At 58.5% G+C, this 15,949-nt stretch carries 17 protein-coding genes; 7 read left to right on the top strand and 10 right to left on the bottom strand.

The window, feature by feature from the left end; genetic code table 11:
- Positions 1 to 13: 13 nt before the first annotated feature.
- The 4 genes from rpoD to rpsU form a co-directional block, all read right to left on the bottom strand.
- Positions 14 to 1,864, bottom strand: a complete 1,851-nt coding sequence (gene rpoD / locus ADIMK_RS07225) for an RNA polymerase sigma factor RpoD (RefSeq protein WP_036185655.1) — start codon at positions 1,862 to 1,864, stop codon at positions 14 to 16.
- Positions 1,865 to 2,070: 206 nt separating this feature from the next.
- Positions 2,071 to 3,987, bottom strand: coding sequence for a DNA primase (gene dnaG / locus ADIMK_RS07220; protein ID WP_036185653.1), 1,917 nt, complete (start codon positions 3,985 to 3,987; stop codon positions 2,071 to 2,073).
- 48 nt (positions 3,988 to 4,035) lie between these two features.
- Positions 4,036 to 4,482, bottom strand: a complete 447-nt coding sequence (locus ADIMK_RS07215) for a GatB/YqeY domain-containing protein (RefSeq protein WP_036185651.1) — start codon at positions 4,480 to 4,482, stop codon at positions 4,036 to 4,038.
- An 82-nt stretch (positions 4,483 to 4,564) separates the two neighbouring features.
- Complete coding sequence (gene rpsU, locus ADIMK_RS07210; RefSeq protein WP_036185649.1) at positions 4,565 to 4,780, bottom strand: 30S ribosomal protein S21; 216 nt, start codon at positions 4,778 to 4,780, stop codon at positions 4,565 to 4,567.
- Positions 4,781 to 4,950: 170 nt separating this feature from the next.
- On the opposite strand from rpsU, the gene tsaD reads away from it, so the two are divergent.
- A complete protein-coding gene (gene tsaD, locus ADIMK_RS07205; protein WP_036185647.1) occupies positions 4,951 to 5,979 on the top strand; it encodes a tRNA (adenosine(37)-N6)-threonylcarbamoyltransferase complex transferase subunit TsaD in 1,029 nt (342 codons plus the stop codon).
- A gap of 2 nt (positions 5,980 to 5,981) precedes the next feature.
- Here tsaD and plsY read toward each other — a convergent pair whose 3' ends face one another.
- Positions 5,982 to 6,572: a glycerol-3-phosphate 1-O-acyltransferase PlsY gene (plsY, locus tag ADIMK_RS07200; protein ID WP_036185645.1), complete on the bottom strand. Its 591-nt coding sequence runs from the start codon at positions 6,570 to 6,572 to the stop codon at positions 5,982 to 5,984.
- Positions 6,573 to 6,597: 25 nt separating this feature from the next.
- Here plsY and folB point away from each other — a divergent pair, with 25 nt between their 5' ends.
- Both folB and folK read left to right on the top strand, forming a co-directional pair.
- A complete protein-coding gene (gene folB, locus ADIMK_RS07195) occupies positions 6,598 to 6,954 on the top strand; it encodes a dihydroneopterin aldolase (RefSeq protein ID WP_036185641.1) in 357 nt (118 codons plus the stop codon).
- A complete protein-coding gene (gene folK, locus ADIMK_RS07190; protein WP_036185639.1) occupies positions 6,954 to 7,493 on the top strand; it encodes a 2-amino-4-hydroxy-6-hydroxymethyldihydropteridine diphosphokinase in 540 nt (179 codons plus the stop codon). The genes folB and folK overlap by 1 nt, the downstream gene beginning before the upstream one ends.
- A gap of 11 nt (positions 7,494 to 7,504) precedes the next feature.
- Here the strand turns inward: folK and ADIMK_RS07185 are convergent, their stop codons facing one another.
- The 3 genes from ADIMK_RS07185 to ADIMK_RS07175 are packed head-to-tail and all read right to left on the bottom strand — an operon-like array spanning position 7,505 to position 9,795.
- Positions 7,505 to 8,620, bottom strand: coding sequence for a tRNA nucleotidyltransferase/poly(A) polymerase-related protein (locus tag ADIMK_RS07185; protein ID WP_036185637.1), 1,116 nt, complete (start codon positions 8,618 to 8,620; stop codon positions 7,505 to 7,507).
- Between the two features lie 10 nt (positions 8,621 to 8,630).
- The gene (glpE, locus tag ADIMK_RS07180; protein WP_036185635.1) at positions 8,631 to 8,948 is read right to left on the bottom strand and encodes a thiosulfate sulfurtransferase GlpE; all 318 of its coding nucleotides are present in this window, start codon (positions 8,946 to 8,948) and stop codon (positions 8,631 to 8,633) included.
- Between the two features lie 28 nt (positions 8,949 to 8,976).
- Positions 8,977 to 9,795 carry a symmetrical bis(5'-nucleosyl)-tetraphosphatase gene (locus tag ADIMK_RS07175; protein WP_036186183.1) on the bottom strand — a complete coding sequence of 273 codons (819 nt, stop codon included), beginning with the start codon at positions 9,793 to 9,795 and terminating at the stop codon, positions 8,977 to 8,979.
- 100 nt (positions 9,796 to 9,895) lie between these two features.
- On the opposite strand from ADIMK_RS07175, the gene ADIMK_RS07170 reads away from it, so the two are divergent.
- Positions 9,896 to 10,414, top strand: coding sequence for a DNA-deoxyinosine glycosylase (locus ADIMK_RS07170; protein WP_051692651.1), 519 nt, complete (start codon positions 9,896 to 9,898; stop codon positions 10,412 to 10,414).
- Positions 10,415 to 10,680: 266 nt separating this feature from the next.
- Positions 10,681 to 12,267, top strand: coding sequence for a methyl-accepting chemotaxis protein (locus ADIMK_RS07165; RefSeq protein WP_036185634.1), 1,587 nt, complete (start codon positions 10,681 to 10,683; stop codon positions 12,265 to 12,267).
- On the opposite strand, the gene hyi is transcribed toward ADIMK_RS07165, so the two are convergent.
- Entirely contained in the window at positions 12,268 to 13,053 is a 786-nt protein-coding gene (gene hyi, locus ADIMK_RS07160; RefSeq protein WP_036185633.1) for a hydroxypyruvate isomerase, read from the bottom strand.
- 100 nt (positions 13,054 to 13,153) lie between these two features.
- On the opposite strand from hyi, the gene ADIMK_RS07155 reads away from it, so the two are divergent.
- Positions 13,154 to 14,296 (top strand): glycerate kinase family protein, encoded by a 1,143-nt coding sequence (locus ADIMK_RS07155; protein WP_036185632.1) that lies wholly within the window; start codon positions 13,154 to 13,156, stop codon positions 14,294 to 14,296.
- A gap of 9 nt (positions 14,297 to 14,305) precedes the next feature.
- On the opposite strand, the gene ADIMK_RS07150 is transcribed toward ADIMK_RS07155, so the two are convergent.
- A complete protein-coding gene (locus ADIMK_RS07150) occupies positions 14,306 to 14,950 on the bottom strand; it encodes a helix-turn-helix domain-containing protein (protein WP_081849700.1) in 645 nt (214 codons plus the stop codon).
- 186 nt (positions 14,951 to 15,136) lie between these two features.
- Here ADIMK_RS07150 and ADIMK_RS07145 point away from each other — a divergent pair, with 186 nt between their 5' ends.
- Positions 15,137 to 15,706, top strand: a complete 570-nt coding sequence (locus ADIMK_RS07145; RefSeq protein ID WP_036185631.1) for a DUF2889 domain-containing protein — start codon at positions 15,137 to 15,139, stop codon at positions 15,704 to 15,706.
- Positions 15,707 to 15,949 lie beyond the last annotated feature (243 nt).

The raw sequence follows: 15,949 nt of genomic DNA, 5'->3' as shown, positions 1-15,949 counted from the left end.
AATTGGAAGGACTTTACTCGTCGAGGAAGCTGCGCAGGTGGTCTGAGCGGCTCGGGTGGCGAAGCTTACGAAGCGCCTTGGCTTCGATCTGACGAATACGCTCGCGCGTTACGTCGAACTGCTTGCCAACCTCTTCAAGCGTGTGATCGGTGTTCATATCGATACCGAAACGCATACGCAGTACTTTCGCTTCGCGGGCGGTGAGGCCTGCCAGTACTTCCTTGGTAGCTTCGCGCAGGCCTTCGCCCGTTGCGGTATCCACCGGTGAAGAAAGCGTGGTGTCCTCGATAAAATCACCCAGGCTCGAGTCTTCATCGTCGCCAATCGGCGTCTCCATGGAGATCGGCTCTTTGGCGATCTTGAGCACCTTGCGAATCTTGTCTTCCGGCATATCCATGCGCTCGGCCAGCTCTTCCGGCAGCGGCTCGCGACCCATCTCCTGCAGCATCTGGCGGGAGATACGGTTGAGCTTGTTGATCGTCTCGATCATGTGCACCGGAATACGGATGGTGCGTGCCTGGTCGGCAATCGAACGGGTGATCGCCTGACGAATCCACCAGGTGGCATAGGTGGAGAACTTGTATCCGCGACGGTATTCGAACTTGTCTACCGCTTTCATCAGACCGATGTTGCCTTCCTGGATCAGGTCCAGGAACTGCAGACCGCGGTTGGTGTACTTCTTGGCGATGGAGATAACCAGACGCAGGTTGGCTTCAACCATCTCTTTCTTGGCGCGGCGGGCACGGGCTTCACCGATCGACATGCGACGGTTGACCTCTTTGATCTCCGACAGGGAGATGCCCACTTCCTCTTCGATCTGAATCAGGCGACGCTGAGCGCGCTTGAGATCGCCGAGGTTGTCTTCGATATAAGGCGCGTAACCGGCACCTGATGCAACAAGCTCGTCGAACCAGTTGCTGTTGGTTTCATTGCCGGGGAACTTCTGGATGAAGTCTTTGCGCGGCATGCGCGCACGCTGGGTGCAGATGCGCATGATGGTGCGCTCCTGCTGACGAATACGGTCGATATAGTCACGAACGCGCTCGACCAGCTGATCGTAGAAGCGTGGAGACAGCTTGATCGGGGAGAATGCGAGCCCCAGGGATTCCTGAGCTTCGGACATCGCCTTTACATCACCAGTTGCAGCTGCCGCCTGGTACTGATCGATAGCGTTCTGCAGCAGGCCGAAGCGCATGCGTGCTTCTTCAGGGTCCGGACCGCGATCTTTTTCATCGCTATCGGAGTCGCTGTTGTCGTCTTCGTCTTCGTCTTCGTCTTCATCATCGTCAGAGTCGTCGTCCTCGTCGATGTCGATCGGCGCTTCGCTCTCCTCTTCAGGCGCTTCGGCGTCCGGATCGATATAGCCGCTGAAGATGTCGCTCAAGCGGCCTTCTTCCTGCAGTGCGGCATTGTATGCGTCCAGGATGGTATTAACGCTGCCCGGGAACTGGGCCAGCGCCATCATCACTTCACGGATACCCTCTTCGATACGCTTGGCGATGTCGATTTCGCCTTCGCGAGTCAGAAGTTCGACGGTACCCATTTCACGCATGTACATGCGCACCGGATCGGTAGTGCGACCCGCGTCGGACTCGACGGCAGCGAGTGCGGCGACGGCTTCGTCGTCCGCCTCGTCAGCGGAGTCACCGCCGGTCAGCAGCAGGTCTTCGGCGTCGGGCGCTTCTTCCGACACGGAGATGCCCATGTCGTTGATCATTCGGATAATGTCTTCGACCTGATCCGGATCGGCGATATCTTCGGGCAGATGGTCGTTCACCTCAGCGTAGGTGAGGTACCCCTGCTCCTTGCCGCGGGCGATCAGTTCTTTTAAACGTGACTGCTGCTGTTGGGAGTTATCCGACATAGAACCCCTGTGAAGAGTGAATGCTGAGAGATGACTGATGGCAGTGTGAAATCAAGCGCGACATTATAGCGTTTTTGCCAGCCCCTGGCCAGTTGATGTAGAGAACTTGTTCCCTGTTACAGGTGAATATTAGAACAGTTTTGGCAGATTGCAGCGTTTTGGCCGCATTTTGCCGAACGCCGGTACGTTGCTTGGCAGCGGAGCGCTTAACGGCCTGCAGAGCCGGTGAGCAGTGCTTGCAGTTGTGCTTTTTCTTCGGCGGTAAGTGGTGACTGACGTTGTTTTTTCATCAGCTCGTCGATGCGTGCTTCAGAATGGCGGCCCAGCAAGCGTTGCATGGTTTCGCCGAGCAACTTGCCGGCATCCACGTCGCCGAGTACCGGGTCGAGGTGCGCAATCTCGTTAAGCAGCATCAGGTAGGCCTGATGTGCAGGGTCATGCTGCCAGTCGACGAGCAGGGTGCCAAGCGATGCGCCTGGCGTTCGTTGCAGGTACTCAAGAAGATCGGTAAGAAGCTCGATATTGGGTTCCTGCAAGCCCTTCAATACCGAGGCTTCCGGCTGGCTGGACGCGAGTTCCGGGTGGTGCAGAAGAATGGATATGGCGCTGCTTACAAGATTTATCTTCAGCGTTTTTCCCGGTCGGGCCTTGGCCGGTGACGGACGAGCCGGGGCGTAATCCTGCGGAGCAGGCTCGTCTGCGTATGGCGGGTATGCGGGCTCGTAATCATACTCGTAGTCGTCAGCGGGGGGCGGCGCTTCGCGGCTGCTGCGCGAAGGTGTGGCCAGCGATTGCTGGGGTGTTGGTTCGGTGGCGCGATGCAGGTCGATGACGCTGTTGAGCTGGTCCAGCGACAGTCCGGTTATTTCGCAAATCCGATCCATCATCATCTGCTGAAGCAGGCTTGGCTGCATCGACTGGATCAGCGGCAGTGCCTGATTACTGAATCGTGCGCGACCGTCCATGCTCGCGAGGTCGGCGTCCTCAGACAGGGCCTTGAAGAAAAACTCGCTCAGCGGGAGTGCCTGTGCCACACGTTTGGTGAAGGCTTCTTCGCCCTCTTTGCGGACCAGCGTATCCGGATCCTCGCCTTCGGGCAGGAACAGAAAACGGGCCTGTTGACCGTCTTTGATCACCGGCAGGGTGGTGTCCAGCGCGCGCTTGGCGGCGTTGCGCCCGGCGTTGTCGCCGTCGAAGCAGAATATGACCTCGGGTACCAGCTTGAATAGTCGCTCAAGATGGGACGCGGTGGTCGCTGTGCCGAGCGTTGCAACAGACCAGGTAATACCGTGCTGGGCGAGGCTGACGACATCCATGTAGCCCTCAACGATCAGCAGTCGGCTTAGGGTGCCGGTGTGCTGTCGCGCCTCATACAGGCCGTAGAGTTCCCGTCCCTTGTGGAAAGTGTCGGTTTCCGGCGAGTTCAGGTATTTGGGTTTGTCATCACCGAGCACGCGGCCACCGAAGCCTATGGTGCGCCCTCGCATATCGCGTATCGGAAACATGATGCGATCGCGAAAACGGTCGTAGTAACGATGGCGCTCTTCATTGTGTATAACAAGGCCGGTACGTTCCAGTTGGCTTTGTGCGTCATCAAGGCTGGATAGGTGGGTCAGGAGGTTATCCCACCCAGGCGGTGCGTACCCAACCTGAAAGCGAGCTGCGATCTGGCCGGTGAGGCCGCGTTGCTTGAGGTAGTCGACGGCGCGCTGGCGCTGTTCACTGGTGCGCAGCTGCTGCTGATAAAACTGGTTGGCCTGTTCCAATACCGAGAACTGGCTTTTGATCTGTTTCTCGCGCGCCAAGTCGGCCGGGCGGTCGTTGTCGCGCGGTACTTCCATGCCGACCAGTCGGGCCAGCTCTTCAACGGCTTCAGGAAAGCTCAGTCGTTCGTACTCCATGACAAAGCCCAGTGCATTGCCACCTGCGCCGCAGCCAAAACAGTAATAGAACTGCTTGTCGGGGCTTACCGAGAACGAAGGGGATTTTTCCTTGTGGAAAGGGCAGAGCGCGGAGTAGTTCTTGCCGGCACGCTTGAGCTTGATGCGGCTGTCGACGACATCAACAATGTTGACGCGTGCTAGCAGGTCATCAATAAAGTGCTGTGGGATTCGCCCGGCCATAGATCCTCGCTGTCGACTGGCAGCGAGAGCTTATCGTAGCGACTTCGCTTACGCCAGTTTGGCTTTTACCAGAGCTGACACGGCGCCCATATCGGCGCGGCCCTGAAGTTTGGGCTTAACAGCGCCCATCAATTTGCCCATGTCGGCCATTGAGCTTGCGCCGGTTGCGGCGATCGCTTCATCGAGAATCGCGTTGATCTCTACATCACTGAGAGGCTGCGGCAGGAAAGTTTTAATCACCTCCAACTCCTGCTGCTCCTTGTCCGCCAGTTCCGGGCGCTCAGCCGCCAGATACTGGGCAATCGAATCGCGGCGCTGCTTGACCATTTTGTCCAGCACCTGCAGTACCCTGGCATCGTCGAGCTCAATACGCTCATCCACTTCGATGCGTTTAATGTCGGAAAGGATCAGACGGATAGTACCCAATCGGGCCTTATCTTTGGCGCGCATGGCGTCTTTCATCTGTTCGGTAATCTGCGCTTTGAGGTCAGACATGCCGGTATCCTGTTTCGCGAACGACGGGTTTCGATTACAAGTAGTAGTGCTAATCTGCTCCAGATATTACTGAAGCAGATGATCAGTACAGGCGTACGCGACGAGCGTTTTCGCGCTGAACTTTCTTGGCGTGACGCTTAACAGCGGCAGCTGCTGCACGCTTGCGCTGAGTAGTCGGCTTTTCGTAGCACTCACGACGACGAACTTCAGCCAGGATGCCGGCTTTTTCGCAGGAACGCTTGAAACGGCGCAGAGCAACGTCGAACGGCTCGTTATCTTTTACTTTTACAGCAGGCATTGATTAATCACCTTTAGCTTGATTTTGGATTGCTTATCCCGACAGGGGCTTATAGTTAAGCTTAGCCTATTGGAATAAGGGCGGAAATTTTAGTCAGACTGGCTGCGGAAGTAAAGAGATGTGATAATTCGCAGCCTTCATCTATTGCGACCGCGAAGGGCTGAAAAAAGATGCGTGTATTGGGTATCGAAACCTCCTGTGATGAAACCGGCGTGGCGCTGTTTGACAGCGAACGGGGATTGCTGGGCGATGCGCTCTATTCCCAGGTCGATATGCATGCCGAGTACGGTGGTGTGGTGCCTGAGCTGGCCTCGCGTGACCACGTGCGCAAGCTGATACCGCTGATCCGCGAGGTATTGGCAGAATCCGGGCAGACGCTGTCCGATATTGATGCCATCGCCTATACAGCGGGGCCCGGTCTTATCGGTGCATTGATGGTAGGGGCTTCAACTGGACGTGCACTGGCGCTGTCGCTCGGTATTCCCGCCATAGCCGTTCACCATATGGAAGGTCACCTGCTCGCACCGATGCTGGAGGAGACACCTCCGGAGTTTCCTTTTGTTGCCCTGCTTGTATCCGGCGGCCATACCCAGCTGGTGCAGGTAGACGGAATAGGCCAGTACAGCCTGCTCGGCGAGTCACTCGATGACGCCGCGGGCGAAGCGTTCGACAAGGCGGCCAAGATGCTGGGGCTTGATTATCCCGGCGGCCCGCTTATCGCCAAGCTGGCGACGACGGGAGACCGAAGCCGTTTTACCTTTCCGCGCCCGATGACTGATCGTCCCGGGCTGGATTTCAGCTTCTCGGGACTCAAGACGTTCACCCTGAACACCGTGAATGCGCATCGAGATGAGGCGGGTGAGATCGACCCGCAGACATTGGCCGATATTGCCGCTGCGTTCGAGGAGGCTGTAGTGGACACGCTGGCGATCAAGTGTCGCCGCGCGCTGCAGCAGACCGGTTATCGGCAGTTGGTGATTGCCGGTGGTGTCAGCGCCAATGCAAGGCTGCGTGAGAAGCTGGCGGTTGTGGTTGAAAAGGAGCGCTCGAAGCTGTTTTACGCCAGACCGAAATTCTGCACTGATAATGGTGCGATGATCGCCTACGCGGGTTGCCAGCGCTTACTCGCCGGGCAACAGAGTGATCTGACCATACTGGCGCGCCCACGCTGGCCGATGGATACCTTGCCGCCTCTGTAGGATTAGAGTTTCGGCTCGCGATGCTGCAACAGATTGCGGATGTTGCGTGCATGGCGCGCCACGAGCAACAACATGATCAGTGTCAGGATGCCCAACAGTTCAGGTATGACAAACCAGGCAAACAGCGGTGTCAGCAGGGCGGTGACCAGTGACGCGGCGGAGGATATTCGGGTCAGTGCAAAGCAGACCAGCCAACTGCTGATCTGGCACAGCGCCAGCAATGGACTGAGCATAAGGCTGACACCGAGGGTGGTCGAAACACCCTTGCCACCGTGCAGTACGCCCTGAATCGGATACAGATGGCCCATCACCGCCGCCAGCGCGCAGAGGCCGATAGCGGTTCCGGTCAGGTCGGTCATCTGTGCGATGCCGACGGCCAGAGCCCCCTTGGCAATATCGCCGAGCAGGGTCAGCGCCGCGGCTGTCCTGTTGCCGATACGCAGAACATTGGTGGCCCCTGGGTTTCCGGAGCCTTGTTGACGAGGGTCCGCGATGCCCATAGAGTTGCACACCAACACAGCGGTCGGGATCGAGCCGAGCACATAGGCCAGCCCGATCATCAGCGCACCAATTGATGTCAGGGTTCCCGGCATTCCTCACAGATCTCCAGGTTAGTTAATGGATAGAGTGTACATACGTGGCTTAGAGGTGGAAACGATCATTGGCATCTACGACTGGGAGCGCGTGACGCCTCAGCGTCTGGTGGTCGACCTCGAGATGGCCTGGGATATATCGGATGCAGCCCGAAGCGAAGATATCGATGCGGCGCTGAACTATAAAAGTGTGTCGGATCGGCTGATCGAGCACATCGAAGCGAGCCGTTGCCAGTTGATCGAAACGCTGGCCGAGCAGCTGGCACAATTGGTGATGAGCGAGTTTTCAGTGCCCTGGGTGTGTCTGGAGCTGAACAAGCCAGGGGCCGTGCCGGCAGCACGCACCGTCGGAGTGCGTATCGAACGAGGCTCTCTGGCCTGATGACCGCCGTACTGTTGGGGATGGGTTCCAATCTCAATCGACACGACAATATCCGCGCAGCACTGGATGCCCTGCAAGAGCATTTCGGCCCGCTGCAGATCTCGCGGGTATTCGAGAGTGAATCGGTGGGTGTGCGCGCCGAAAACTATTTTAATCTGGTGGTTTCGCTGGAGAGTCCGATGAGGCTTGAAGCGCTCTCTGCCTGGCTCAAATCGCTGGAAGACAGCTTTGGCCGCGAGCGCGGTCAGCGCCGCTGCGAGCAGCCGATGGACATCGATATCCTCTGTTTCGGCGATAAGGTCGGATTTTTCAACGGCATCCAGATTCCGCGTGCAGAAATCCTCAAGAACGCCTTTGTGCTCAAGCCGCTGGCCGAACTGGTGCCGGATCGGCTGCACCCGGAAGAGCAGGCCAGCTTTGCCGAGCTTTGGCGAAACTACCGGTCCGAACAGAAGCTCTGGCCCATCGCCTTCGAGTGGCAGGGGCTGACCATCTCGACCCCCGATTCAATCGAACCGACTCAGGCGTCGGCTGACTAACCTACGCGCTGTTATTTAGCCGCGCAGATGGCCAGCTGGCGCTTCTCCAGTTCTTCCCCCAATGCCTTGCCAGTGAACCCTTGGGCCATCAGATCGCGAGGCGAGAGTTCATGCAGACGGCTCAGCAATGGTTCCAATGTCGGTGCAATTGCTTCAAGCGGCGGGTGCAGCGATGCCACACAGGGGCGCAGCTGTTCAAGGCGCTCGGGACGGCGCAGAAGGTCGAGCTGTTTGACCAGCGCCAGCTTGTCCTCAGCTGACAGCGATGTAAAAGCGGCAAGCGGGGCGTGCCAGCTGCGCAGTTGCAGCGCGATGTCGCGGTAGCGGTTGGGTGCTTTCAAGCGCTGGCACAAGGTTTTGATCTGCTCGATTGCACTGTCAGTTGTTGCCTCTTCAGTGGCCAGTGTCAGCAGCAGCGCGAACATCTGCTCGGCGGTACTGGCGTGCTCGGTCAGGCGCTTAATTGACGCCTGTGCGTGCTCGCCGGATATCCCGCAGAGTTCAGGCATCAGCTGGCGACAGGCACCGACGGACTCAAGCACGGTGATAAACGTCATTGGAGATTGGCTGCACAGGGCCCGCTCAAACTCCTGCCAGACCCGCTCCGCCGGCAGGTAGGAGAGCTCGTCACTGCTGCTGAGCGTTTTCATCAACGCCAGAGTGTCCGGCGCAATGGTAAACCCGAGAGGGGCAAAACGGGCCGCAAAGCGCGCCACCCGCAGGACGCGCAGCGGGTCTTCGCTGAAGGCCGGGGAGACGTGGCGTAACACGCGCTGCTCAATATCTTGCTGGCCGCCGTAGGGGTCGACTAACCGGCCCTGATCGTCTTCGGCGATTGCGTTAATAGTCAGGTCGCGGCGGCACAGATCCTCTTCCAGCGTCACGTCGGGACTGGCAAAGAAGTCAAAGCCGGTGTAGCCCTTGCCCGACTTGCGCTCTGTTCGCGCCAGTGCGTACTCCTCACCGTTGTCGGGGTGCAGAAACACCGGGAAATCCTTGCCGACCTGCTTGAACCCGGCGTCGAGCATCTGCTTGGGCGTGGCGCCGACAACCACCCAATCGTGATCCTTGACCTCAAGACCGAGCAAACGGTCGCGGACGGCTCCGCCTACCAGATAGATCTGCACGCGTGTTTACTCAGCGCTCACAACGATCAGGGAACGCCGCGCGCCAGGCTTCGAAGCCGCCATCGAGACTATAGACCGATTCAAAACCCTGCTGGACCAGAAAGCCGGCAGCCGATTGGCTGCTGATGCCGTGGTAGCAGCAGACGATCAGCGGCTTGTCCATGTCCGCTTCGGAGATGAAGTCGTGAAGGTTGTCGTTGCTCAGGTTGAGTGCATCCTTGATATGCAGCCCGAAATAGCTCTGCGCATCGCGGATATCGACAACGGCAGCGCCCTGATCGATCAGGTCAGCGGCTTCCTGGGTAGAGATACAACGATATTGGTCCACCTGTGACCTCCCGTATTGAAATGTGGTGTTAGATGTTCAGATGTCCCGCACAGTCGCAACTGAAGCCCACACGGTCTTCCAGCCGGATTGCGGTGAGCCGGTTGCCCCAGACGCATCCCGTATCCAGCGCGATGACATCATCGCGACCGGTATCGCCAAGTGCCGCCCAGTGGCCGAACAGCTGAACGCGTTTGATCGCTTTCTCCCGCGGGAGTTCGTACCAGGGGTAATACCCCTGCGGCTGGCTTTCCAGTCCGCCATTGGCACTGAAGTCCAGTTTGCCGGAAGGGGAGACAAAACGCATCCGTGTCAGGTAATTGGTGATCAGACGCAGCCGGTCCCAGCCTTCAACCCGCTCACGCCAGGTGTCCGGCTGATTGCCGTACATATGGCGGAAGTACTCGTCGGCCAGTGTGCTGCGCAACACCTGTTCGACTTCGGCGGCCCGTGACTTGGCTTGCTTGAGTGTCCACAATGGCGGGATACCCGCATGTGTCATCACATATCCCAGCGCCTTGCTGTCGACCAGCAGGGGCTGCTGTTGAAGCCAGTGCATCAGCTCATGGCGATCAGGGGCCTCGAGTATTGGCGTGAGCGTGTCCTTGCGTTTGCCGAATGCGGTGCCGTGATGCACGGCCAGCAGATGCAGGTCGTGATTGCCGAGCACGGTGTGGGCGCGGGTGCCCAGTGCCTTGACGAAGCGCAGCACCTCAAGAGAACCGGGGCCCCGGTTGACCAGATCACCTGCCAGCCAAAGCTGGTCGTTGTCGGTAAAGCCGATCTTTTCCAGCAGGCGCATGAACTCGTCGTAGCAGCCCTGAATGTCGCCGATCGCGTATGTCGCCATTGTCAGTACGATATTTCTGAACCTAAAGCCGGGTATCATACCGGATCATGGCCGGGCTTCGCAGCGTGGCACTATCGGTGGGACTCAAAGGTGTGTTCAGGTGTCGCAAGCGATCTCTTTCTTACCCCAGTGGCAGAGCAATGCCCGTGTGCTGGTACTCGGTTCCACACCGGGCGTCGCCTCTCTGAATGCCCAGCAATACTACGCTCACCCGCGTAACGCCTTCTGGCCGATACTGGCGCAGTTGTGTGGTTTTGACGCGCAGCTGCCGTATGAACGCCGGGTAGAGGCACTCAAGGCCTCGGGCGTTGCACTGTGGGATGTGATCGGGCGCTGTTATCGCCCGGGTAGTCTTGATAGCAGCATTCAGGCGGACACGGTCGAGCCGAACGATCTTGCCGAACTGGTCGCCCGGTTGCCCTGCTTACAACTGATCGCGTGCAACGGTGCGACAGCACACAAACTGTTGTTGCGGCATTGGGCCGATCTGCTGGCCGGGTTAGAGGGGCGAGTGAAGGTTATCAGGTTGCCCTCCACAAGCCCTGCACATGCATCACTCTCGCTGGCTGACAAAACGCTGCAATGGCAGGTGATTGGCGACTACCTCGACAAGCGTTAACGCTGCAGCACCGTTTGCGCGCGTTCGATACCGCCTTGGTGCCGGGCGAATCATGGCGTTTCCGGGCGTCAGCGCGCATGTCGGATCCTCTTTAACAGTCAAATCTTAAATGTCGTCAAAAAATGACGGCTTTCTGCAAAGCGTTTTACGTTCAAACGACTAGGCACCCGGTGTGGCCCTGTTGTTGCAGGCACCAAGACCAGTCCGACGATTATGTCGTGTCTACTACACAATGTTTCGGTTAACAGCAGTAGCAGGTGTCCAGCGTGAAAACGAACCTTCCCGTTACTCAATTTGAGGTCGATTACGCCTCCTCCTCCAACATTCTGTCGACCACCGATCTCCAAGGGCGTATCAGTTACGTCAACGATGACTTCGTAAAAATCAGCGGTTTTACCCGTGAGGAGCTGCTCGATAGCGATCACAACATGGTGCGTCATCCCGATATGCCAGCGGCTGCATTCACGGATCTTTGGACGCGGGTGAAAGGCGGTCAGTCGTGGATGGGCGTGGTCAAGAATCGCTGCAAAAACGGCAACCATTACTGGGTCGATGCCTATGTAACCCCCATCGAGCGGAGTGGGCAGATCGCCGAATATCAGTCCGTGCGTCGAAAGCCCGAGCGAGCAGCCGTTCAGCGTGCCGAGCGGCTCTATGCGCAGCTCAATAACGGCAAGGCTCCGTCTGCGCTGCGTAATCGGACACTATCGCTTTCTTCACGCCTGATGCTCTGCGCCTTCTTGCCACTGGCAACCATCGCGGTAGCAGTAGGGATGACAGGGCTTGAAGGTTGGGTGTTGGGCGTAATGGGGTTGTCGGCAGTCGTCTCGCTGATCGCCATCTGGGCGGTGCTCCAGCCCTTCAGGACACTGGTTGCCCGGGCTCAGGTCGTCATTCGGGACCCGGTCGCACAGTATGTCTATACCGGACGGATGGATGAGCTTGGACAGTTGCAGTTGGCAATGAAAATGCTCGAGTCGGAGACAGCAGGCCTGATCGGCCGTATATCCGATTCATCCGGCGTGCTGACACAGGGCGCCACCGGGTTAAGTGCCGCGGTGGAGCAATCCCAGCAGGGCGTGCGCTTACAGTTTTCCGAAACTGATCAGGTCGCCTCAGCCGTTAATCAGATGACCGCCAGCATTCAGGAGGTTGCCTCCAGTGCACAGAGCAGTTCTCAGGCGGCCACTCGGGGGCTGCAGGAGGTTGCCGGTGGCAAGCAGGTGGTCGATCAGAGTGTCGAGTCGGTGCGCGGCCTCAAGGAGGAGATCACCCGTGCTGCCGCCGTGATACAGGATGTTGAAGCGAGTAGCCGCAGCATATCGGGAATTCTCGCCGTCATTCGCGAGATCGCCGAGCAGACCAACCTTCTGGCACTGAATGCGGCCATCGAAGCGGCGAGAGCTGGCGAGGCCGGGCGTGGTTTTGCGGTGGTTGCCGACGAGGTGCGCTCGCTGGCAACGCGCACGCAAACCTCCACGGAAGAGGTGCGAGAGATGATCGAGCGGCTGCAAAAAGGCGCTGCTAGGGCGGTGCAGGCGATGGATGCCGGTGCCCGGCAGGCTGATGTCTGTGTCGAACAGAGTCACCTGACGGTGGCGTCTCTCGACACGATTATGGAGTCGATCCAGTTGATCAGCCGTATGAGCAGCCAGATCGCCGAGGCGGTTGAAGAGCAAAGCTCGGTGGCGGACGAGATCAATATCAGCCTGTCCAACATTCGCGATATGTCGCAGCAGAACCTCAGTGCCGTCGAGCAGAGCTCCTCCACCAGCCGCAATGTTCTGGGTATCGCCACCCGGTTTGGAGAGCTTGCGCAGCAGTTCTGGTCAAGTCGCAACAAACCGGCCTGATCAGGGAGTAAGGCCCAAACGGTCGATCCAGCCAAGACCGGCTGCAGTGTCACCGACGGGCTTATATTCGCAGCTGACCCAGCCTGTGTAGCGGGAGCCGTCGATCAGCTTGAACAGCGACGTGAAGTCGATGCTGCCGGTACCCGGTTCATGCCGGCCCGGGGCATCGGCGAACTGGATGTGGCGAATCATGCCCTGATGGCGTTTAAACTGCGCGGCGGTGTCTTCACCCATCATCTGCATGTGGTAAATGTCGTACTGGATGCCCAGATTACTGGCGCCTACCTGCTCGATGATGGAGGCGGCCTGATCAGTGGCGTGCAGGAAAAATCCGGGAATATCCCGGGTATTGATCGCCTCTATCACAAGCTCCATACCCGCCGCTTCCAGCTGACCGGCCGCATAGGCCAGGTTGGCAACAAACACCCCGTGTGCCTGCTCGTCGCTGACATCGGCTGGTTGTATACCGGCCAGACAGTTGATGCGGGTACAACCCAGAGTCTGGGCATATTCGATGGCCTGCCCGACGCCTGCGCGAAACTCTTCGACTCGATCGGGATGGCAGGCGATACCGCGCTCACCGGCCTCCCAGTCACCCGCTGGCAGGTTGATCAGGACTTGTTTCAGCCCCAGTCGCTCCAACTCGGCCCGCTGTGATTCGGCAGGCCAGGCATAGGGAAACTGGGTTTCGACCGCCTTAAATCCGGCGCGGGCAGCCGCGTCGAAACGCTCCATGAATGGGTGTTCGCAGAACAGCATCGACAGATTAGCCGCAAGTCGGATCATGGTGATGTGATTCCTTGAAAGAGAAAACCGCGCTAGTGTGGAACCGATTATGCAGGCCAACCCCGGGTAGGGCCACCCTGAAGCAGGCAGGAGAGTGAAGATGAAAGTCGTAATCGCACCGGATTCATTCAAGGAAAGCTTGAGTGCCGAAGCTGTGGCTCGGGCGCTGGCTGAGGGGTGGCGCAGCATTAGTCCCGATACACAGCTGGTCGAGCTGCCATTGGCCGATGGTGGTGAGGGCACCACCGGAGCGCTGGTAGCGGCAACTGGGGGCGATTGGGTGACCCGTCTGACGACGGGGCCTCTGGGTGAGCCGGTTGAGGCTTTTTGGGGTCGGCTGGACGCGTCTCGGGCCGTGATTGAATGTGCAGCTGCCTCGGGGCTTGATCTCGTACCCCGGGCACAGCGCGACCCCTGGCACGCCACCACGCGGGGCACGGGGGAGCTGATACTCTCGGCCGTGGAGGCCGGTGCGCGGCATATCATTATCGGGCTTGGCGGCAGTGCTACCAACGACGGCGGCGCCGGTATGCTGCAGGCTCTCGGTGTCGGGCTGCTCGATGACGAGGGCAAACCTATTGGGCCGGGGCCAGCAGGCCTTGCGAATCTTGCCCGCATCGAACTGGATGGCATGGACAGGCGCCTGACGGAGGTTACGTTTGAAGTTGCCTGTGATGTGGATAACCCGCTGACCGGTCCAGAGGGGGCCTCGGCGGTATTCGGCCCGCAGAAGGGGGCCGACGATGCGCTGGTTGAAAAGATGGATGCGGTACTGGCCCGGTTTGCACGCTTGATCGCCTCAAGCCTCGGGCGAGAGGTGGAGGCTACGCCCGGCGCCGGGGCCGCTGGTGGTTTAGGGGCTGCTTTTCTGGCATTTCTGAACGCTGAGCTCAAGCCCGGTATCGAGATCATCCTCGATGCAGTTGATATGGATCGCCAGTTGCAGAACGCACAGCTGGTGATCACCGGTGAGGGCAGAATCGATACTCAGAGTGCGCGGGGCAAGACGCCAGTCGGCGTGGCCCGGCGTGCACGACAAAAAAAAGTGCCATGCATCGCCGTGGGCGGTGCGGTGCCCACGGAGTTGGCGGTGCTGAAACAGCTGGAGGAGGCGGGGATAGCCGCGGTGTTCCCGATATTGCCGGGTGTCGTCTCGCTGGATGAGGCGCTCGCCGACGCGGAGCGTAACCTGAAACTGTGTGCTCGAAACCTGGCGGCGTACTGGCGCTGCCGAAAGGTGTAAACGAGGTACTTAACGGTCGTCGTAGAGTATGAACGACAGCAACTGAAGCGGTACCTCGCGCAGCTCCTCCGGGCCGTGCGGTACTTCAGCATCGAACGCCAGAGAGTCGCCGGGGCCCATGTCGTACAACTGGTTACCGTGGCGGTAGAGAATCTGGCCCTTAAGGATATAGATAAACTCCTGACCGGGATGCGAGAAGGTGGGAAACACCTCGCTGGCGTCATCCATGGTGATCAGAAACGGCTCGTAGCTGGATTTTTTCCCGCGTTGGGTATTGAGCAGCTGATAGGTGTGGCCCTTTTCGGTGCCGCGGCGAACCACTTCCATACCCTCGCCGGACTTGGTCATCTGGGCGCTGCCGGTGGGGCGGTCGTAGTTGCTGAACAGCTGCGAGATCGGCAGCCCGATGGCATCACACAGGCGACTCAGGGTATCGAGACTGGTGGACACCTGCGCATTCTCGATCTTGCTCACCATGCCCTGGCTGAGGCCCGCGATACGCGCGACGTCGGTAATCTTGAGGCCCTGCTCGGTGCGTTTGCTCTTCACCTGCATGGCGATGTACTGCTCAAGTTTAAGGCGCGGGTCACTGCGATCCCGGCTGAAGCTGATCTCGCCTTTTTCCAGTGCATCGATATGTCGTGACTTGGTCATGTCCCTGCCCACCGCGTTCTGTGTACCGAAAGAGTGTATCCCGATAGTTCTTGCAAAGAAAATTATTATATTGAATCCAGGATGGCCGCGGGATTTCCACCGGTAAGGCTTGAATGCCCCTGTGGTTTAACGTATGTGTTTTTATAAATTGTTGCTGTAGATAACAGAGTGAATAAGGAAGTGCCGATGTCCGGTGTACAGAGTCCGGTGAAAAGAACCCCCCTGCACAAGCGCAGTATCGATGTTCAGGGCTATCGACGTGAAGATGGCCTGTGGGAGGTGGAGGGTATCCTGCGCGATACCAAAAGCTACGAAATGAAGCTGCCCGACCGGGGCGCCATTGCACCGGGTGGGTACCTGCATAACATGGTCCTGACGCTGACGGTGGATGATCAGTTGACCATCGTCGATGCCCGGGCGGGCATGGACGACACCCCCTATCAGGATTGTCCGATGGCGGCAGCGCAGTATGCGGCGCTGATCGGGCTCAGAATACGCTCCGGCTGGATGGATGATGCCAAGAAGGCGATCGGGCGCTCCACCGGCTGTACCCATCTGACCGAACTGTTGCCGGTGCTGGCCACGGCCGCCATTCAGACCATCCGGGGCTATCACCTGCAGCACACGCCGGGGTTTAACCGTTCCGACACGGAGAAATCGATGGTGATGAACACCTGCTTCGGTTTTCGCGAGGGCGGACGGGCACAAAAGCTGCTCTGGCCAGAAGAGACAAACACCAGTGAATCACAGGACTGAACCCCTCTACCGGCTTCCTGGGTGCATCAACTCAATGCCCGATTCCGGGCCGGTGCACCGTTTTGGTTAGTCTTTGTTTTTCCTGAACGCGCTACTTTTTCCGATTTCCTTACCAATCAAATGGTTGCAGCTTCTGGTGCGGATATTGCCTTTCCCTCAGGGAAATAAAATATCCTTTAAGTAATGTCTTCGGGGCTGGCGTCTTCTGGGTGAGGGTGATCAACGCCGTGCCCCCATGACTTA

The organism is Marinobacterium lacunae, from assembly GCF_000705555.1.
In the GTDB taxonomy this organism is placed as follows: Bacteria; Pseudomonadota; Gammaproteobacteria; order Pseudomonadales; family Balneatricaceae; genus Marinobacterium_D; species Marinobacterium_D lacunae.
Note: the sequence above shows the minus strand (reverse complement) of the source record. Positions and strands in the feature narration are given on the sequence as shown.